We start from the raw sequence: 18,096 nt of genomic DNA on the forward strand, positions 1-18,096 counted from the left end.
AGCGTGTCGCGCGCACAGCAGGCACACTGATGCCTGTGACGGTGCGAGTAGGGGCAATACATCTCGGGTGGGATGTGGTGTCCGTGGCCGCAGGCGGTGGGGGCACCCCGATCCGCCCGGTCCAGGTCGAGGGTAGCTACACCACTCCCGCATATCTGCTGGCGGACGCCTCCGGCAGGCTGCATACCGCAGGGTTGGACCGGCAGCGGCCCGATCTCGGCATGGCCATCGCCGATGTGCGCGACATCCTCGGGCATCCGCAGATCGTCATCGCCGGTGCCACCTGGCCTGCCGAGCTGGTGTTCCGGGCGCGGCTGTACAACCCGCTGGCCGCGGTCGGCAAGTATCTGAGCGGCAAGCCCGACGTGGTCGCGCTGCCGTACCCGGACGGCTGGCCGGACGAGAAGGTCGACACCTACTGCGAACTGGTCGAGCAGCTCGACGTCACCGTCGAACCGCTGCCGGAGTCGGTCGCGCTGTCGGGGTATGTGCGCGCGCTCGGGCTGGTCCGCCCGCCCGACCGGATGAATCCCCGCGGCGTCGGCGCCACCGGCGTCTACTCCGATGGGCGCACCATGCTGGTGGTCGCGGTGCACGCCGACGACGAACAGCCCACCGAATCGGTCGACGTCGCCATCCCGCCCGAGGCCACCCGCGACGCCCGCTCCGCCGACGACGCCGTCATCGAGGTCATGGCGGCCGCGCGGGCGATCGGCGCCGATACCTCGACGGTGCTGCTGGCCGGAAACGTCTGCTTCAACGATCCGATCCGGCTGGCCTTCCAGAACCACCTCGGCCAGCGGCTGCACAGCGCCGACCATCCCATGCACGCGCTCGTGCTCGGGGCCGCGCATCTGGTGTTGAGCGAGAGCGATGGGGGCGAACCGGAGCCCGGCGGCAGGCCTGCCCAGCCCGCGCCGCCGCCGTCGCGCCCGGCGCCGCCGCAACAGAGTCCGCAGGCTGCCCGCCCGCCGCAGCAACCACCGGGTGCGCAACGTCCACCGATGCAGCAGGGGCCGCCACCGCCCGCGCCCCAGATGCGGGACCGGCCGCCGATGACCGATGGCCGGGGGCGGCACAGCGCTGCGCCGGGCGCGGAGCCGGCCGCGAGCCGGTTCACCCGGCCGCCGGAGATGAGCGGTGCGCCCGCGTCCGACGCGCGGCCGGCTCCGCAAGCTCCGCCGGCTGCGCCGCAGAGTCGAGATCACGACGACCACCCCGACCGTGATAAGGGCAAGGTGTGGGACAAGATGAAGGGAAACCTCTTCGGAGCCCAGGCAGCGGCCGGTGCGGTCGCGCTCGTTGCCTTCGCGATGTCGTCGGAGGCGGGGGCGGCCGAGTTCGCCGCAGTCGCCGGCACCAGCGTGGAACCGGTGGCCTGCTCACTCACCCCGGAAGCGATCCTGGAACCGCCGTCGGGCATCGCCGCGGTGCGCGGCACGCTGCCCGCCGAATGCGAGCAACCCGGCGTCAACACCCTGCGCTACCTGGTGCCCGGCCCGCCGGGAGCAGCCGACTTCGGGCCACCGCTCGAGATCTGAGCCACCGCGGCGGCCGGGGCGTACGCTCCGGTTTCGCCGCACCCATACCCGACTGGTATCGTGGCCAGCTGGTGTGTGGCATGCCGAGGCCCGGGTCTCAACCGGCCGCCGGGAACAACCTCGACCACACACCGGGCCGGCAGCACCGACGACAGACAGGGAAGCACTGTGCCTACGTACAGCCCGAAGGCGGGTGACGTGACCCGTAAGTGGTACGTCATCGACGCCACTGACGTAGTGCTCGGCCGTCTTGCCGTTCAGGCAGCGAATCTGCTGCGTGGCAAGCACAAGCCGACCTACGCTCCGCACGTCGATGGTGGCGATTTCGTCATCATCATCAACGCTGACAAGGTTGCCATCAGCGGCAACAAGAAGCAGGACAAGCTCATCCACCACCACTCCGGGCATCCGGGCGGCCTCAAGTCGCGCACTGTCGGTCAGGTGCTGGAGTCGCGGCCCGATCGTCTCGTGGAGAAGGCCGTCAAGGGCATGATCCCGAAGAACAAGCTCGGTAACGCGATCGCGGGCAAGCTGAAGGTCTACGCGGGCCCGAACCACCCGCACGCCGCCCAGCAGCCCGTTCCGTTCGAGATCAAGCAGGTGGCCCAGTGACCGCTCCCGAGGAATTCAACGAGGAATACACCGCCGAGGACACCACCGTCGAGGTGGTCGAGGACGGCGCCGGTTACGAAGAGGCCGGTTACGACTCCGAGGCGACCTACAGCCCGGTGGTCATCGACCGTCCGGTGCAGACCGTCGGCCGCCGCAAGGAAGCCGTCGTCCGCGTCCGGCTGCTGCCTGGCACCGGTAACTTCGTGCTCAACGGCCGCACCATCGAGGACTACTTCCCGAACAAGGTGCACCAGCAGCTGGTGAAGTCCCCGCTGGTCACCGTCGAGCGCACCGAGAGCTTCGACGTGCACGCCCGCCTGGTCGGCGGCGGCCCGTCGGGCCAGGCCGGCGCGCTGCGCCTGGCCATCGCCCGTGCGCTGATCGAGGTCACCCCCGAGGATCGTCCCGCCCTGAAGCGGGCCGGCTTCCTGACTCGTGACCCGCGTGCCACCGAGCGCAAGAAGTACGGTCTGAAGAAGGCCCGTAAGGCGCCTCAGTACTCGAAGCGCTGATTTTCGCATCGTCGACTGCACGCTTCCGGCACCGTGCTGGTGCCGGAAGCGGTACGGTCGGCGCGGCACCTGTACGAGAGCAGGCATCCAGCATCGCTGGGCGCCTGCTCTCGTGCTGTATGGAAGGGCGGCGTTCGTGGGGCGGGCGCGGACGCGGCAGGTTGCATCGATCGAGGGACGAGGTATGGGACGTCTGTTCGGCACCGATGGGGTTCGCGGACTGGCCAATGAGTCGCTGACTCCGGAATTGGCGCTGCGCGTGTCCGGCGCGGCGGCGCAGATTCTGAGTCGCGGCAAGAAGCGCGCGCTGGCTGTGGTCGGGCGCGATCCGCGAGCCAGCGGGGAGATGCTGGAAGCCGCCGTCACCGCGGGGCTCACCGCCGCCGGGGTCGATGTGCTGTCGGTCGGCGTGCTGCCGACGCCCGCGGTCGCCTATCTCACCGGCCTGTACGACGCGTGCCTCGGCGTGATGATCTCCGCCTCGCATAATCCCATGCCCGACAACGGGATCAAGATCTTCGCCGCCGGTGGGCGCAAGCTCGACGACGCTATCGAGGACCGGATCGAGGCCCTCATGAACGAGCCTCCGGTGCGCCCCACCGGTGCCGGAATCGGCCGGGTCCTCGGCTCGACCGGTGTGCGCGATCACGGGTTCGCCCTTCCCGATCAGTACAGCGTCGCCGGAACGCATGAGCGTTATGTCGAGCATCTGGTGGAGGCCACCGGGCAGGAGCTCAACGGGCTCACCGTTGTGGTCGATTGCGCGCACGGCGCCGCCTCCGAGGTGGGCCCGGCCGCGTACCGGGAAGCGGGCGCGAACGTCATCGCGATCAACGCCGACCCCGACGGCCTCAATATCAACGACGGGTGCGGCTCCACCCACCTCGACCAGGTGCGGAGCGCGGTCCGCGAACACGGTGCGGACCTCGGCCTTGCCCACGACGGCGATGCCGACCGGTGCCTCGCCGTCGACGCCGCGGGCAATGTCGTCGACGGTGACGCCATCCTCGCGATCCTCGCGCTGGCCATGCGTGATGCCGGCGAACTCGCCGAGAACACTCTGGTCGCCACCGTGATGAGCAACCTCGGCCTGCACATCGCCATGCGCGAGGCCGGAATCACCGTGCGCACCACCGCTGTCGGCGACCGCTATGTGCTCGAGGAGCTGCGCCGCGGGCACTTCACCCTCGGCGGCGAACAGTCCGGCCACGTGGTACTCCCGGCCCACGGCACCACTGGTGACGGCATCCTCACCGGCCTCAAACTCATGGCCCGCATGGCCGCCACCGGCCGCACCCTGGCCGACCTGGCGTCGGTGTTGCAGACCGTGCCGCAGATTCTGGTGAATGTGCCGGTCAGCGACAAGGCAGCGGTGATGGCCGCGACCGACGTCCTCGACGCCGTCGCCGAAGCCGAACGCTCGCTTGCCGATTCGGGCCGGGTCCTGTTGCGGCCCAGCGGAACCGAGCAGCTCATCCGGGTGATGGTGGAAGCCACCGACCTCGCTCGCGCTGAGCAACTGGCCGAGGATCTCGCCAAACGAGTCGCCGCGGTCTGAGGATCGTCAGAACTGGCCGACGAGGAAGCCTGCGAACAGCACCAGGAAGCCGCCGATCTCACCGGCGATGAGGGCGAACATCGACAGCCGCATGCTCGGATCGATATCGCCGTGGAACTGGTTGGTGGTGTCGCGCCGGTACCCGTGCCAGGCGTAGGTGGCGATGGCGCCGGTGAAGAACGCGAGCACGATCGCGTCTGCGGTCAGGTTCACCGCCGTCGGCCAGGCGCTGAGCTCGGTGAACACCGCCAGGATCAGGCCGGCGAAGGCATACATGAGGGCAGCGCGGTGCGCGATGTCGACGTAGATGTGCGCGGCACCGTCGGGCGAGGTGCGGATGCCGTGGTACTTCCACGTGCCCAGGACCAGCGCCGACAGGAAGATCAGGCCGGTGGCGACAAGGGTCAGGCGGGTATCGAGACCCAGCGCGAACTCCGGTTCCGCCTCGTGCGCGAGAACCCGCACCATGCCTTCAGTAGAACTCACCCACTCAACCTAGCCAGTCGGCCGTATCCTGCGACCTATGGCCTCGGAGCGTTCCTCCGCGCGCAACCCCACCCTCGGGCGCACTGTGCAGCTCGCATGCCTGATCGGGTTGGCCTTCGCGGGGGCGCTGACATCACCGTTCCACTGGGCCTCGGTAGCCCTGGTCGTCGCCGTCGGCATCCTGGCCTCAGTGCTGGCCCTGTGTCCCACCCGCTTCGTGCCGTCGGCCGGTGCGCACGCTGGTGGGATGGGCGGTACGCACCGCCATGCGTTGCGCGGTACCGCGTCAACGGCGCAACGCAGGGGAGTCGTGGTCTGGTCCACGCTGTTCGCTGCCGTGCTCGCCTGGCAGACGTATGCCTATCTGCGGCAACCGGATAGGTCCATCTCCCACTACGACTACCCGACCCTGTCGACCCTGCTGGATCCACTGCTCGAACACGGGCCTGCGCGATTCGCGGGCTGGCTGGCCTGGCTCGCGGCAGGCTGGTGGCTGGTGCGGCGATGAGCGAAAGAGCGGTCATTATCACCGGTTTCGCGATCCTTTTCGGCATCGCGCTCCTCGGCACGCTCCTCGCCCATCTCCGCCGTGACACCCTCGTTCCCCTCGGCGCCGTCGTAGCCCTGGCCCTCCGCACCCGAACCGCTCGCCTGCTCACCCTCCCACTGTGGATCTGGCTCGGGTGGCACTTCCTGGCGCGGTGAGCCGACGCGGCCGAACCAGAAGTATCCGTTTCAGCATGTGCGCGGGAATTCTGATATCGCCTCTCGGGCAAAATGTGCAGGGCGTTGACGGGGAGGAGCTCGAGATGGTGGCCGGCGCCGAGCTGAACGAGCAGCGTGGACCCGCGCTCGCTCGCCATGGATCCACGGCAGGTGGGTGAGGATTTCCGTAGCCGGTACTGCCGTCCGGAGGTCGATCTCGACACGATCGTCGAACAGTTATCGCTAACTCGCCCTGCACGCCCAGCGGGTAATCCCCCCCGGATCGGGGTGGGCATGCGCAGGATCCGTGCATGGAAAACCGGTGAGCGGTTCGCGCCGGGCCGAACCGGTTCGCCGGTTGCCAGCTGGACTGGTGCCCGATACGGTCAACGGTAGTTTTCGCGGGGGCGGAGGAGCCGGTCCGGGCCCGGCGTACAGCAGGTATCGGGCATCGGCTTAGGGGAATGATGAATCTCATGCGCAAGTCGGCGTATGCCGTGGCGGCCGGGCTGAGTGCGGTAATGGTGCTGGCGGGGTGTGGGTCGTCGACCGATGGGGCGGCCGAGCCGGCGGGAGGGTCGGCGGGGACGTCCGCTGCCGGGCAGTCCATTGCCGAGGATGTACCGAGCGGGTTCGCGCCTTGTGAGGATATTCCGCAGGAGGTGCTTGACTCGGAGGGGTTGCATTCGACGGGGGGCGAGGCGTCGAAGGACAATATGCAGCGCGGGGAGATCAAGTGGCGTGGTTGTCGTTGGGTCGTCTCGGACGGATACGGGACAAGCATCAGCGCCACTAACCTGACGTTGGAGATGATCCGGGAGAAGGCCAATCCCGGTACTCAAGAGGGAACCGTCAGCGGTCGCACCGTGCTCTATGCGCCCGATGATGCTGGGGATACGACGCAATGCCGGTTGAACGCGCAGATGGAGGGCGGCAGCCTCGAGATCATGGTCGATAACCCCAACTCACGTCGGAAGACGGGGCACGAGCCCGCGTGCGACATCGTATTGCGACTGGCAGGCAAGGTTTTGCCGTTGATCCCGGCAGGGGCGTGAGTGTGAGAATCTGTACCGCGAGCAGGGAGGGGACTCGACCGTGACCGAAGAGAATAAGCGGCCGATGCAGGACATCATCGACGCGGCCAGGGAGGGCCAGGTGTCGGTATCGTTCAACGACAGCGTCCGGGTCAATGCCGAGGAGTTCGTCTATATCGACCGCGACTGTCAGGCCATGAAAGACACGATCCAAAACCTGCAAACCATCGCGACGGACATTTCCGGTCGCGAAAAGTGGGGTCTGGGTGAGGGTGTCCCGTGGATCATCACTGGAAATACGGTGGTGCAGTCTTTTCGGGGCAAGGCCCAAAACGATTTCAACGGCAACAACGTGCACGCGATCTTGGAGCGCCACTACCAGATCGTCGACAGCATCCAGGAACTCCACCGGGTGATCGCTGAACGCTATCAGCAGACCGACAGCACCTTCGCGGCCGAGTACAACCAGGCGATGGCCTCGATACCGCAGGGTATGCAGGGGAAGAAATGACCGAGACCTTCGGACACGAGGAACGGCGGCTCAAAGACGCTGAGTACGTGGTGAAAGAGTCGCATATCACTCTTCACGACACATTTGAGGCAATGGATCCGTCCGAGGCAAATATCGCCAAGGACGACTACGCGACCATCGCCAGGGAATGGGAGCAGAACGTCACCCTGTTCGCTGCCCGGATTCGCCGTTCCAGCGAATCGGCCTGGGATGGCCCCGCTGCGCAGGCTTCGCGGCAGGCGATTTCCGATTACGCCACCGACGCAACGAATCTGACGCCTGCTTTGAACGCCTTGAGCACGCGGGTCGGCGACATGGTGGACGCGGTCCTCAACACCAAGAAGAACATGACCCCGTTCACCGACGACCCGCAGAGCCCGTGGAACCCCGGCGACTGGTGGGACGGCGATAAGGACGGTGACGCGGAGGAGGCGGCTCAGAAGCACGTCCAAGCGGCCTACACCGCCAAGGCGCTGCTTGTCGACGCGACGATTCCGGTTCTGCCCCAGCCACGCGATCCGGTTGCCGTCGGGGAACTACCCCCCGACGACGGCACAGGCGGTGGCGACGGCAACGGCGGCGGCAACGGTGGTGGCGGCACTGGCGGTGGCGGCGGTACCGGCGGAGGAACCGACGGCGAAGACGGAACCGGCGAGGAAGAAGTGCCCGGAACCGAGGAAGGGACCGAGGACGAAACAACGGACGACTCGACGACAGACGACACCACCACCACTCCGTCCTCGACCGACCCCACGTCCACGACTCCTGCAAGCGCCGTGCCGAGCAGCGCACCTACCAGTCCGACGACATCCGCGGCGTCGACCTCGGGGTTGCCCGGCTCGGGTGGCGGCTTCCCCGGCTCCGGTGGCGGTTCGGGCGGTTCTTCGGGTTCGACCGGTCTGCCCGGTGCCGGTGTTCCGGGCGCTGGACGCAGCGTCGCGGGCACGCCGGTGACCGGTATGCCCGCGGCCGCGGCGGCGGGTGCAGGCGGCGGGGCAGGTTCGGGTATGGGACGGGGCGGGATGCCGATGATGGGTGCACCCGGCGCCGGACGTGGTGGCGGAAACGAAAACGAGTCCGACCGTAAGACGCCTGACTGGCTCATCAATGAGGAGAACGCTCGCGAACTGCTGGGTGATGAGCCCCGGACGATCCCCGGCGGTGTGCTCGGAGCCGATATTCCCGCAGCCCGTCCGGCAGATGGGCCGCCACAGACCTGATCGGAGCGCGGTGTGCCGCAGAACTGCACAGCAGATCGGTACGACTGCTGATGCGGCGATGCGGACGCTCTCTACACCGAGACCGACCATCGAGTGGCTCGACTCATGACGGCCGGCCGGGACCTGTATCAGTGGTCCCGGCCGCACACCGGTCGACGCGGCGAATCAACGGCCCGATCCTCCGAGCACTCGATCACCTCCCGAATTTCGCACTACTGGAATGGATTTCATTCGCATGGCCTGGACATGGGAGCCGGACACATTCGCCGCCCTCTGGTACGACGAAGGTAATGACCGGATGCCCCCGCCGCTGCGCTATCGCAGCCGCTTCGCGACCATCAACGCCTTCGAGGCTCACCGCGCCGCTGTCCGCGCCCAATACACCGGCGACGAACGCGAGCGCATCGACCTGCTCAAACACACCCTGGCGAACTGCGAGATGCGAATCGAAATCTTCTTCGGTTCGAAGGTGCACCGCAACAGCGACGGCCGCACCCGTAAGGACCTGCGTATCGTCGGCGCCCGCAACTACTCCTATGCCGTGATACTCAGCCAGACCGCCATCGGCGAGGAATTCGGTGACATCCGTGCTCAGCTGATCCGTGCGGAGCAACTTCCCACCGCGCTCACGGCGTCCATTCCACCTTGTTCGCCCGGTAGTGAACGGCCCGCCCAGTTCGACCTTCAGGACCTCAAACCACCTTCGGACACCGGCTATTTCGGCGACGATGCGCACACGCGCGAGCGTCAGCGCTTCGAGCGGCTGGCGCTTCGACCTGCCGATGGTGGTGGCAATGCGATCCTCCGGCTCGGCAATTTCCATGCTCCGCACAGCCGTTTCCGGGCCATGCAGTGGTACGACATCACCGGCGACGGCCGCTACCTCGAGCACCGCAATCGCACTCATCTCGACGTGCGCCCCGCGCAGCCGCAGGATTTCACGAGCGCGTTCAGCAGGTGGCTCGATGACGGTGTGCGGACCCTGCGCGAGAAGGAAGAAGACGCCTACTTCTGACAGTGCGCGGTCACCGCGTTCGGAACGGCCGGTTCGAACGGCCGGGTTCAGTGCATATGACCTCCACTCCATCGGGCTCCGATCAGGTTCTGGGATAAGCGTTTCCGCTGGCTGCCGATGCTGGTACCTTGAGGTTGGATTCTTCGGGGGCGGCATCGGGCGAGCATCAGCGAACCATCTGCCCGGGGCATATGTGGTCGATGTGGGGCCGTCCGGCTCGGATTGCCTAAACGCCCAGCATTTCTCCCGTGGCAGTGCCCTTGCTCTACCCGTTTCGCGGGTCGAACGGCCCGCCCTCGATGGGGAGGACTCCTTGCAGGACACCGGATCTACCTTGCCGCGACGCCAACTGGGGCAATACCTGATGGATTGGCGCACACGCGTCGGCCTGAGTCAGAATCAGGCGGCTGAACTACTTGGGATCGGCTCCAGCAGTTTGTACCGGCTCGAACACGGGCAGAACAGCAGAGTCAACATTGCACACGTCGAGGCGGCCTGTGAGCTCTACGGGGTTCCAGACCATTTGACCGCCGCGTTCAAAGGGCTGGCGAAGCAAGCTGACGTGAAAAGTTGGTGGCATGAGTTCGGAGACCTGATACCGAGAGACTTCGATGTGTACTTCGGGCTCGAGTCCGCTGCGGTCGGAATCACGACGTATCAACCAGAGTTGGTACCAGGTCTTTTCCAAACCGCCGACTACGTTCGCGCATTGAACCGCGCTGCCTTCCCGAACGCGAGCAGCGAACTGCAAGAGGCGTGGGTTCAGCTGAGGTTGCGGCGTCAGCACATCGTTTCCCGCAAGCGGCAACCGGTTTCCGTTGATGCCGTCATCGGTGAGTCTGCGCTGCGGAGGGTCAACGGTAGTCCGAAGGTGATGGCTGCGCAGTTGAGGAAACTGGCCGACGTATCGACACTGCCGAACGTCGAGTTGCGCGTATTGCCCTTCAGCGCGGGGTTCCCTGGCGGTCTGTCGGTCGGCCCCTGCGTGATCCTGGACTTCCGCCCGGGCGCGACGGCGAAGCTGACAGAGCCTCCGGTCGTATTCATCGAAGGAAGCACAGTCGGCAATTTGTATCTGGAGAAGCCGGAAGATGTTGCGTGCTACCGTCAAACCTGCGACAGCATCCGTGGTCAGGCTCTGGATGCTGTAACCAGCAGGAGCCTGCTACGGCAGGTAGCGAAGGAGTACTTGGCGTGAGTATCGACCTAGCATCTGCCCAGTGGTTCAAGAGCAGCCACAGCCAGGGGACCGGCGAATGTGTCGAGGTCGCCTGGCTCGATAACGACTTTGTCGGCGTCCGAGACTCCAAGAACCCAACGGGCCCCGCACTCGCCTTCGCTCCCACCGAATGGCGAAACTTCACCACCGCGATCGTCAACGGTCGTTTCACCCCCGCCTGAGCGGTGTGCCCCAGGCGTGATGCTCCGATCCCACTCGACGGGGCTCACGCCTGGGCTCGACTTCCCCTTCGCGTCGGATCTGGCTTACGCCAGGGCACGTGGATGGATAAGCGCCCGATGCCCTGATCAGTCCAGCGGCAACTTCTTCCACCATTCGAGTAGCTGATCCATCGACGGATCGTTGGGCGCGCCGAGGCCGTAGGAGTAGACCAGCATATTCTCGCGCGCCGGATCGTTCGGGAAGGTCGTCGCGATCCGAGGGGCCGACTTCGGTTCCGAACCGGCCTTGGTGTTGGAGTATCGCTTGCCGTTGTTGTTGAGGTCTTCCTCGATGGGCAGCGCGCCGAGGCCTTGGAGAACTCGCCGAACGTCAGAGGCCGATTCGTATTGGAAGATTCGTATGTCGGGCCAGCGAATATTGTCTTCCGGAATCATGTAGCTGTTGGCGTAGCCGCATTCCCAGTAGGCGGTGGGGTCGCCCATATCCGGAGCGGCACCATTGATGAAGAACCAGTGCAGGTCGTATCCCTCCCGCATCACTTGCGCGCTGCAACCCATGCCATCGAAGCCGGTGCCCTGCCCCCACGTCTGCCCGGCCGGAATCTCGCCGGGCGGCAGCAGGCTGGGGAAAGCCAGGCGCATCTGTTCGAGATGGCGTTGCGGCGGGGTCTTGTCACGGTTCGCGATCGCCACCGCGGTCCCGATACCAGCGACGATGATGATGACGAGCGTGAGGCACAGCCCGACGATCCATCCCACATTCGAACGGCGAGGCTGCGGACGAGGATAGGGAAGCGCCGCATGCGGGATGTGTCCCTGCTGCCCAGGGACGGGCCCCGGATACGCATTGACCGGCCCCGTGCCGAGCGGTCGTGCCACCGGCATCGGTGCCGCGGGCGACGGTGCCATGGTGGGGGCAGGTGCCGATGCGAATTGCGGCGTCTCACCGGACAGCGCTCGCCGAGCCGTCTCCGCGAACTCGGAACACGAGGCGAACCGGTCGGCCGGCCGCTTCGCCATCGCACGGGCCAGCACGGCATCGAGGGCAGGCGGCAGCCCCGCCCGGGCGGTCGACACAGGCGGCGGCTGCCGTTGCAGGTGTCCCTGGATGACGGTTGCCGGGTGGGTGGATTCGAAGGGCGCGTTGCCGGCCAGCAGCCAGTACAGGGTGCAGGCGAGCGAGTACTGGTCCGAGCGCCCGTCCATGTCGGCGCCGGTCAACTGCTCAGGGGAGGCATAGGCGAGTGTGGCTGTGAAGGTGCCCGTTTGGGTGAGCCGGTTCGCCTCGCCTGCGATGCGGGCGATCCCGAAATCGGTGAGGAACACCCGTTCCTGGCCGTTGCCGCCGTTGGCGAGCAGGATGTTCGCCGGTTTGACGTCGCGGTGCAGCACGCCTCTGCTGTGCGCGAAGTCGAGTGCCTTGGCCGTTTCGGCGACGATCTGCACCGCGCGCGCCGGTGGCAGTATCTGCGGATCCACGGTCGCCGCGTCGACGCCGTCGACATACTGCATCGAGATCCACAGCCTGCCGTCGTCGGCGCCGCGGTCGTAGACGGTGACGATATTCGGGTGGTCGAGCTGCGCGACCAGGTCGGCTTCGCGTTCGAACCGGGCCCGAAGTTCCTTGTCGGAGAACAGTTCCTCGTTCAGCAGCTTCAGCGCGATGCGGCGTGGCAGCCGCGGGTGCCTGGCCAGGTAGACCGCGCCCATGCCGCCGCGACCCAGTTGCCGGTCGATCGTGTAGCCGGCGAAGACCTCACCCTCACGCATCCAGCCAGCCTTCCCCCGTCCGATCGGTCAATCGTGTCGATCCTAGGACGTGTGTCAGCCGCGGGCAGCCCGGGTGGCTGCGTCAGCTCTCCGACAACCGCCCATCCGCCAGGTGCCAGCGGCGGGTGGCGCGCACCGAGTCGAGCATGCGGCGGTCGTGGGTGACCAGCAGCATGGTGCCGGTGAAGGAGTCGATCGCCTGCTCGAGTTGTTCGATGGCGGGCAGGTCGAGGTGGTTGGTGGGTTCGTCGAGGACGAGCAGGTTGGTGCCCCGCGCCTGGAGCAGGGCCAGTGCGGCACGGGTGCGTTCGCCGGGGGACAGGGTTTCGCAGGGGCGCTGGACGTGCGGGCCGCGGAGGCCGAACTTGGCGAGAAGGGTGCGCACGTCGGCGTCGGGCCAGTCGGGCATTTCGGCGCCGAAGGTGTGCGCGAGGGTGGACTCGCCGCGGAAGAGGCCGCGGGCCTGATCGACCTCGCCGATTTCGACGCCCGACCCGAGCGAGGCGGTTCCGCTGTCCGGCAGCAACTTTCCCAGCAGCAGGGCGATCAACGTTGACTTGCCCGCGCCGTTCGCGCCGGTCAGCACGATGCGGTCGGCCCAATCGAGCTGCGTGGTGATCGGGCCGAGCCGGAAATCTCCGCGACGCACCGTCGCCTCGGAGAGGGTGGCCACCACGGAACCGCTGCGTGGTGCGGCGGCGATCGTCATCCGCAGCTCCCATTCCTTGCGCGGCTCCTCGACCACCTCCAGCCGTTCGATCCGCCGTTGGGTCTGCCTGGCCTTGGCGGCCTGTTTCTCCGTGGATTCCGCGCGCATCTTGCGGCCCGCTTTGTCGGAATCGACCCGGGATTTGCGGCGCGCGTTACGCACACCGTGTTCGAGCCAGTTGCGTTGCATCTGCGCCCTTGCCTCCAGATTCGCCTTGGTGTCGGCGAATTCCTCGTAGGCTTCGCGGGCATGCTTGCGGGCGATCTCGCGTTCGGCAAGGAAGGCCTCGTAACCGCCGTCGTACACGTCGACTCGTTGCTGCGGCAGGTCCAGTTCGACGATCCGATTGACCGTGCGGGCCAGGAATTCTCGATCGTGGCTGATCACCATGAGCGGAACCCGCACGCCGGTCACGAACTGCTCCAGGCGGGCCAAACCGTCCAGGTCCAGGTCGTTCGTCGGTTCGTCCAGCAAGAGAATGTCGAAGCGGGACAACAGGACCGAGGCCAAGCCCGCACGCGCGGCCTGGCCGCCGGACAGGCCCGTCATCGGGGTGTCGAGACCATTGGGCAGGCTCTCGGCCAGGCCGAGCTCGCCGGCCACCTCCAGTGCCCGTTGATCCAGGTCGGCACCGCCGAGGGCGAGCCAGTGTTCGAGGGCGGGTGAGTACTCGTCGTCGCCACCGTCGGCCAGGCGTTCCGCGGCCGCGTCCATGGTCTGCTGCGCGGCCGTCACGCCGGTTCTGCGGCCGAGGAATTCGAGCACCGTCTCGCCGGGGATACGTTCGGGTTCCTGCGCGAGGTAGCCGATGGTCGCGTCCGGCGGGCTGAGGGTGATGGAGCCCGACGGCGCCCTGCGATCGGCCAGCATGCGCAACAGCGTCGACTTGCCCGCGCCGTTCACGCCGACCAGGCCGATCACATCGCCCGGCGCGAGCGTCAGGTCCAGACCGCTGAACAAGGTGCGTTCGCCGTGTTCGGCGGACAGGCCGCGCGCGTGCAGAGTGGTGCTCACCTGCACGAGTGTGCCGTGTGTCGGTGGACACCCTGAGTCCGGGCCCTGCGGAAATCAGGGTGGGTATCAGTACCGGGACCGATGCCACGGCGGCCGGATTCGCGGACAGTGGATGAGGTAGCGATCGACACCGAGGAGAGTTCCCATGACCGCACCCGCACGCCGTTTCACCCGCTCCACCAGCGACAAGTGGATCGCCGGAGTCTGCGGCGGCATCGCCGAATACTTCGGGTGGAACGCAGGCATCGTCCGCCTGGCCTTCGTACTGTCCTGCCTGCTGCCCGGACCGCAGTTCCTGCTCTACCTGGTGCTGTGGATCATCATCCCCAAGAAGTAGGCGCACATACTCCTGAACGGCGGCCGCGTGAACCATGTGCGTGGCCGCCGGCTCGTACAGCACGGTCGCCCCACTCGCTGCCGAACACTTCCGGCGGCAACGCACTCGACGGCGACCGCACACGGATGACAGGATGGAGCCGTCCGCCATTCGGCTGGTGACCGCGCCCCACACGAGCCCCGTTTCAGGAGGAGCCATGATCAGCTCGGGTGAATTCCCCGGCCTCGATCTGCCCGACATCGACGCATCCTCGTCCCTGGACGGCCTGGGCGCCGTCGAACTCGACAGCCCCACCCAGGACATCAACGGCGACGGCATCCTCGACTCCATCACCACCACCGACGACGACGGCATGCACGTCTGGACCGACACCGACCTCGACGGCTACGCCGACCACGTCACCGTGGTGGAAGACGACGGCGACTACGCGGCATGGGAGTACCACCGGAATCCAGATGGGTCGGGGGAGTGGAGGAAGACCGATGAGGGGCGGTTGGGGGAGAAGTAGGGGCGTTCGCCCGCGCTTGGCGCCGGTCCGGCAACGGCAGTAGATTCCCAGGACGGTCTGGCCGTACCAGAGCCATGTCTGATGGAACCGAATCAGCATGGCGTGCGTCGAAGTAGGTAGCCAGCACATATGTCCAGGGCAGCCGCGATGCCCGGGAGGTCAGAACGGAGGGGTGCGCATGGCGGGAACCGTCAAGGTTGATCCGACAACTCTGCAGCAGATCGGGTCCAACCTGCGAGCATCAGCGAGCGTATTGGGTAATCGGGCGACCGATATCGAACGCCACGAGTTCGGCCCGGCGCAGGCGGGGCGTCTCTATGCCAGCGAGGGGACCAAGATTCACGATGGTCTGGCGCGGATTGCTACTTGGTTAAAGAATTGGCAAACTGCGATTGATAAGTCCGGTTCGCTGATGTCTTCAAACGCCAATACATATGCGACCACCGAAGATGGAAATGTCGAAAAATTCCAGGCTACCGGCGTTCAACTCACCGCCCCTGTGGTCAACACCGGTGCCGAGCTGGCGGAAGCGGGGCCGCTGTGACCGAGAATATTCCGGCTGAGGGCGACGTCCAATGACTTATACCGCAGCGGAGAATGCCACCTCACAGGACATTCTGGACGACGGAGCGACTGGTCTTCAGTATTTCAAGGAGTACTTGGCAAGGTACTCGACGTGCCACGACAAGTTCGGGATGGGCCGGTCGGATATGCCCGCGGTCGAAGCGCTCTATGCGAAGTACGACTGGGAACGCGGCATGGATCTGGAGACCCTACAGCGAATCGGTGACGAGTTCGACAAAGTCATGTCCGTGGTCGGAGGGGAGCTCGAGAATCAAAAGGTACAGCTCACCGCTGTTGCTGAAGTGTGGCAGGGGGACGCCGGCGACGCTGCCCACAGCATGCTCAATCAGCAAGTGGCCAGAGCCGAATTGGACCGGCAAACCGTAGCCGGCGTACGGGAAAAGCTGGTTGCTGTCGATGGTGCTCTGAGGGCGCTCCTCGTCACCAAGGCGAAAACGGTCGATGCCTACTGGAACGAAAATGGTCCTGATCTTCCGGGTAACACCGGTCGAAAGGATCTGGATCGAGTTATCGATGAGGCTGAACACTGTTTTACGGAGGGTGCTCGTGAAGAGCGAAAGCGGTGGTTGCGTGACATTTTTATCCCCCACGTTGAAAACAAGGTAGACGGCTTCAACGCATTGTGCCGCTCAACCGAGGATTCCATTCGCTTGGTATACGGCGAGCTGGCGGATCTGCTCGGCAGGGTGAACACAGACGCCTATCCGATGCCTTCTGAACCGGCCGCTCCGAGTCCGAGCCCCAGTCCGAGCCCCGCTCCGAGTCCGAGCCCCAGCCCGAGTCCGAGCCCGAGTCCGAGTACACCGAGCACACCGAGCGAGGAGACCGAGGAGGACACTGAGGAGGAATCGGTAATCGACTCGGCCCTCAGCGGGTTGGCGTCCCTGACCGATCTCGCCACAGAATTGTCGCCACTCATCACGACTGTCGCCTCGGCCGTCGGCGATGGCCTGAGCTCGCTGGCCGGATCGATCACCGAGGGCGTCAATGGTGCGATCGAGCAGTTGCAGACAGCTGCCACGGGGCTGGTAGACGCAGATGGTGACGGCGTGCCCGACAATGACACGGACGGCGACGGGAAACCGGACGAGGACAAGGACGGCGACGGAATGCCGGACGAGGACAAGGGCCTTGACCTCGCCGGCAAACAGGTGAAGCTCGAGATGGGGCCGGACGGTCAGTTGACGATGGTCGTCACCGAACCTGACGGAACAACAACTGATTACAAGGTTGAACTGAACGAACAGGGCGTCCCGGAGGTCGTGACAGACCAGAGCAAGGCAGATGAAGGTCAATCGTCACCGGACGACAGCCAGCCCGAAGGCGCGCAACCGGGATCAGGCCAGGGCTCGGTGCCGCCGCCCGGCACATCAGGTGGGAAGCGGGCAGAGGATAACGAGCACCTGCCGCAGGACTATCCGCCCAGTGAACCCGACGTGGAGCCAGCGCCCGAGCCGGCGCCGCCTCTCGTACCGCCAGCGCCCGAAGCGCCGCCGGAGCAGCCATTCGATACAGGCGCGGAGCTTTCGGAGGCGGGACCATTGTGATCGACCGGGAACAAAGGTGGGGTGCCCATGAGTAGCACTGATGAAAGAATCGAACAAATCCTCGAAGCCCACCGTCGACGCTTAGCCGCGATCAGCGAGGACCAGGAAGAACTCGAGAGTCGCCTCGAAGCTCGCAGTGCGGAACTGTTTCAGGCAATGGCAGTGGCCGACGCTGAAGCGGCAGAAGCCGAAGAGAAGGCGCGAGCCGAAGCAGAGGAGCGTGAGCGGCTCGAGGCCGAAGCTCGGGAGCAGCGCGATGCGATTGCTCGGTCGATGGCGGCGCGACGAGGTAAGGACGTGGTTGCCCCGGTCGACGAGGACGACGAAGAGGCGCAGTACTACCAGCGGAAGAGTTGGTTGGTGTAGCTAGCCGGGCGGCGTTCGATCGAAGACGTGACGAGGCACATCAGCGCGGTGAAAGCCGACGGGGTTCCACGCTGATGTATCAGTCGTCGGCGGCGGCCTGGTCGACCTGCTACCACAGGGCGAGCGGGACGAATTCGAGCTGAGCCGTGGGTCGCCCACGAGGGGACTGCGAGATTACGGGGGCGGATTCAAGCCAGGCGGCTGGCGCGAGATGAGGCTGATCGCTGGGCGATGCCGGGCGCCGAGAAGCTCGCACCGCCCTACTTCCGCAGCAACGCCGCCAACTGGCCCAACTTCGCCGGGCTCGGTTTCTCGACGGGCACCTCGTCGGCGTGGGGGTCGATGAGGTGGGTGTGGGGGATGGCGGCTTCGGGGTCGGCGAAGGCTGAGTAAGTCTTGTCGCCCAGGACGGTGGCGAGCAAGTACCCGGTGAGCAGGGCTCGGGTGGTGCGGGCGGTTTTGTGTTCGTGTTTGCCCGCGCCGAGGAGCGTCATCAAACGGCGGCCTTCGGGCAGGCCGTCGGCGGAAGCCTTGTCGATGGTGCGCAGGAGCATCGGGCCGCCCCAGGCCGCGGCCAGCGGGGTGGCGTTGGAGTTGGTGGAGCGGAGGTCGGTGGCGCCGGCGAGGATGAGGGCGGGGGTGTCGATGTCGGCGGCGATGGACTC

General features: G+C 66.1%; 20 protein-coding genes and 1 pseudogene. 17 read left to right on the forward strand and 4 right to left on the reverse strand.

The features are described from left to right. The first annotated feature begins 29 nt into the window (after positions 1-29). The 4 genes from GV790_RS18450 (at position 30) to glmM (ending at position 4,223) form a co-directional block, all read left to right on the forward strand. The gene (locus GV790_RS18450; protein WP_178128092.1) at positions 30-1,541 is read left to right on the forward strand and encodes a hypothetical protein; all 1,512 of its coding nucleotides are present in this window, start codon (positions 30-32) and stop codon (positions 1,539-1,541) included. Positions 1,542-1,709: 168 nt separating this feature from the next. After that, entirely contained in the window at positions 1,710-2,153 is a 444-nt protein-coding gene (gene rplM, locus GV790_RS18455) for a 50S ribosomal protein L13 (RefSeq protein ID WP_036533407.1), read from the forward strand. After that, the gene (rpsI, locus tag GV790_RS31215) at positions 2,150-2,665 is read left to right on the forward strand and encodes a 30S ribosomal protein S9 (protein ID WP_163814572.1); all 516 of its coding nucleotides are present in this window, start codon (positions 2,150-2,152) and stop codon (positions 2,663-2,665) included. The genes rplM and rpsI overlap by 4 nt, the downstream gene beginning before the upstream one ends. Positions 2,666-2,849: 184 nt before the next feature. Further along, the gene (gene glmM / locus GV790_RS18465) at positions 2,850-4,223 is read left to right on the forward strand and encodes a phosphoglucosamine mutase (protein WP_163814573.1); all 1,374 of its coding nucleotides are present in this window, start codon (positions 2,850-2,852) and stop codon (positions 4,221-4,223) included. 6 nt (positions 4,224-4,229) lie between these two features. Here glmM and GV790_RS18470 read toward each other — a convergent pair whose 3' ends face one another. Continuing rightward, positions 4,230-4,691, reverse strand: a complete 462-nt coding sequence (locus tag GV790_RS18470; protein ID WP_163814593.1) for a hypothetical protein — start codon at positions 4,689-4,691, stop codon at positions 4,230-4,232. Positions 4,692-4,746: 55 nt separating this feature from the next. Here GV790_RS18470 and GV790_RS18475 point away from each other — a divergent pair, with 55 nt between their 5' ends. The 8 genes from GV790_RS18475 to GV790_RS18510 all read left to right on the forward strand — a co-directional run bounded on the left by GV790_RS18475 (position 4,747) and on the right by GV790_RS18510 (position 10,595). Next, positions 4,747-5,217: a hypothetical protein gene (locus GV790_RS18475; RefSeq protein WP_163814574.1), complete on the forward strand. Its 471-nt coding sequence runs from the start codon at positions 4,747-4,749 to the stop codon at positions 5,215-5,217. Further along, complete coding sequence (locus GV790_RS18480; RefSeq protein ID WP_163814575.1) at positions 5,214-5,414, forward strand: DUF6186 family protein; 201 nt, start codon at positions 5,214-5,216, stop codon at positions 5,412-5,414. Before GV790_RS18475 ends, GV790_RS18480 begins: the two co-directional genes overlap by 4 nt. 476 nt (positions 5,415-5,890) lie before the next feature. Then, on the forward strand, positions 5,891-6,469 hold the full coding sequence (locus GV790_RS18485; RefSeq protein ID WP_256673378.1) for a DUF3558 domain-containing protein: 579 nt from the start codon (positions 5,891-5,893) through the stop codon (positions 6,467-6,469). A gap of 40 nt (positions 6,470-6,509) precedes the next feature. Next, positions 6,510-6,959 (forward strand): hypothetical protein, encoded by a 450-nt coding sequence (locus GV790_RS18490; protein WP_280499691.1) that lies wholly within the window; start codon positions 6,510-6,512, stop codon positions 6,957-6,959. A 92-nt stretch (positions 6,960-7,051) separates the two neighbouring features. Further along, positions 7,052-8,179 carry a hypothetical protein gene (locus GV790_RS18495; protein ID WP_218586434.1) on the forward strand — a complete coding sequence of 376 codons (1,128 nt, stop codon included), beginning with the start codon at positions 7,052-7,054 and terminating at the stop codon, positions 8,177-8,179. A gap of 235 nt (positions 8,180-8,414) precedes the next feature. Continuing rightward, positions 8,415-9,194, forward strand: a complete 780-nt coding sequence (locus GV790_RS18500; RefSeq protein WP_163814578.1) for an ESX secretion-associated protein EspG — start codon at positions 8,415-8,417, stop codon at positions 9,192-9,194. 313 nt (positions 9,195-9,507) lie between these two features. Continuing rightward, positions 9,508-10,392, forward strand: coding sequence for a helix-turn-helix domain-containing protein (locus GV790_RS18505; RefSeq protein WP_163814579.1), 885 nt, complete (start codon positions 9,508-9,510; stop codon positions 10,390-10,392). Beyond that, complete coding sequence (locus GV790_RS18510; RefSeq protein WP_163814580.1) at positions 10,389-10,595, forward strand: DUF397 domain-containing protein; 207 nt, start codon at positions 10,389-10,391, stop codon at positions 10,593-10,595. The genes GV790_RS18505 and GV790_RS18510 overlap by 4 nt, the downstream gene beginning before the upstream one ends. Before the next feature lie 126 nt (positions 10,596-10,721). Here GV790_RS18510 and GV790_RS18515 read toward each other — a convergent pair whose 3' ends face one another. Beyond that, entirely contained in the window at positions 10,722-12,365 is a 1,644-nt protein-coding gene (locus GV790_RS18515; RefSeq protein WP_163814581.1) for a serine/threonine-protein kinase, read from the reverse strand. Positions 12,366-12,447: 82 nt separating this feature from the next. Beyond that, the gene (locus GV790_RS18520) at positions 12,448-14,088 is read right to left on the reverse strand and encodes an ABC-F family ATP-binding cassette domain-containing protein (RefSeq protein WP_163814582.1); all 1,641 of its coding nucleotides are present in this window, start codon (positions 14,086-14,088) and stop codon (positions 12,448-12,450) included. A gap of 145 nt (positions 14,089-14,233) precedes the next feature. Between GV790_RS18520 and GV790_RS18525 the strand changes: the two genes are divergently transcribed. The 5 genes from GV790_RS18525 (at position 14,234) to GV790_RS18545 (ending at position 17,431) form a co-directional block, all read left to right on the forward strand. After that, a complete protein-coding gene (locus tag GV790_RS18525) occupies positions 14,234-14,425 on the forward strand; it encodes a PspC domain-containing protein (protein WP_163814583.1) in 192 nt (63 codons plus the stop codon). A gap of 196 nt (positions 14,426-14,621) precedes the next feature. Next, positions 14,622-14,933, forward strand: a complete 312-nt coding sequence (locus GV790_RS18530; RefSeq protein WP_163814584.1) for a DUF6802 family protein — start codon at positions 14,622-14,624, stop codon at positions 14,931-14,933. A gap of 178 nt (positions 14,934-15,111) precedes the next feature. Next, complete coding sequence (locus tag GV790_RS18535) at positions 15,112-15,477, forward strand: hypothetical protein (RefSeq protein WP_163814585.1); 366 nt, start codon at positions 15,112-15,114, stop codon at positions 15,475-15,477. 31 nt (positions 15,478-15,508) lie between these two features. Beyond that, positions 15,509-17,065, forward strand: a complete 1,557-nt coding sequence (locus tag GV790_RS18540; protein WP_163814529.1) for a hypothetical protein — start codon at positions 15,509-15,511, stop codon at positions 17,063-17,065. A gap of 27 nt (positions 17,066-17,092) precedes the next feature. Beyond that, positions 17,093-17,431, forward strand: a complete 339-nt coding sequence (locus GV790_RS18545; protein ID WP_163814586.1) for a hypothetical protein — start codon at positions 17,093-17,095, stop codon at positions 17,429-17,431. 260 nt (positions 17,432-17,691) lie between these two features. Here the strand turns inward: GV790_RS18545 and GV790_RS18550 are convergent. After that, positions 17,692-18,096 (reverse strand): annotated as a pseudogene (locus GV790_RS18550) (hypothetical protein); the annotation flags it as partial.

The sequence above is a fragment of the Nocardia cyriacigeorgica genome (genome assembly GCF_010858045.1).
Lineage (GTDB): Bacteria > Actinomycetota > Actinomycetes > Mycobacteriales > Mycobacteriaceae > Nocardia > Nocardia cyriacigeorgica_E.

What these genes read in the sequence shown, in the direction of transcription:
- GV790_RS18475 (WP_163814574.1), top strand. Translation starts at nt 4,747, where the DNA reads ATGGCCTCGGAGCGTTCCTCCGCGCGCAACCCCACCCTCGGGCGCACT.
- GV790_RS18500 (WP_163814578.1), top strand. Translation starts at nt 8,415, where the DNA reads ATGGCCTGGACATGGGAGCCGGACACATTCGCCGCCCTCTGGTACGAC.
- GV790_RS18545 (WP_163814586.1), top strand. Translation starts at nt 17,093, where the DNA reads ATGAGTAGCACTGATGAAAGAATCGAACAAATCCTCGAAGCCCACCGT.
- GV790_RS18485 (WP_256673378.1), top strand. Translation starts at nt 5,891, where the DNA reads ATGCGCAAGTCGGCGTATGCCGTGGCGGCCGGGCTGAGTGCGGTAATG.
- GV790_RS18515 (WP_163814581.1), bottom strand. Translation starts at nt 12,365, where the DNA reads ATGCGTGAGGGTGAGGTCTTCGCCGGCTACACGATCGACCGGCAACTG.
- GV790_RS18480 (WP_163814575.1), top strand. Translation starts at nt 5,214, where the DNA reads ATGAGCGAAAGAGCGGTCATTATCACCGGTTTCGCGATCCTTTTCGGC.
- GV790_RS18450 (WP_178128092.1), top strand. Translation starts at nt 30, where the DNA reads ATGCCTGTGACGGTGCGAGTAGGGGCAATACATCTCGGGTGGGATGTG.
- GV790_RS18470 (WP_163814593.1), bottom strand. Translation starts at nt 4,691, where the DNA reads ATGGTGCGGGTTCTCGCGCACGAGGCGGAACCGGAGTTCGCGCTGGGT.
- GV790_RS18525 (WP_163814583.1), top strand. Translation starts at nt 14,234, where the DNA reads ATGACCGCACCCGCACGCCGTTTCACCCGCTCCACCAGCGACAAGTGG.
- glmM (WP_163814573.1), top strand. Translation starts at nt 2,850, where the DNA reads ATGGGACGTCTGTTCGGCACCGATGGGGTTCGCGGACTGGCCAATGAG.
- GV790_RS18535 (WP_163814585.1), top strand. Translation starts at nt 15,112, where the DNA reads ATGGCGGGAACCGTCAAGGTTGATCCGACAACTCTGCAGCAGATCGGG.
- GV790_RS18495 (WP_218586434.1), top strand. Translation starts at nt 7,052, where the DNA reads ATGGATCCGTCCGAGGCAAATATCGCCAAGGACGACTACGCGACCATC.
- GV790_RS18530 (WP_163814584.1), top strand. Translation starts at nt 14,622, where the DNA reads ATGATCAGCTCGGGTGAATTCCCCGGCCTCGATCTGCCCGACATCGAC.
- GV790_RS18540 (WP_163814529.1), top strand. Translation starts at nt 15,509, where the DNA reads ATGACTTATACCGCAGCGGAGAATGCCACCTCACAGGACATTCTGGAC.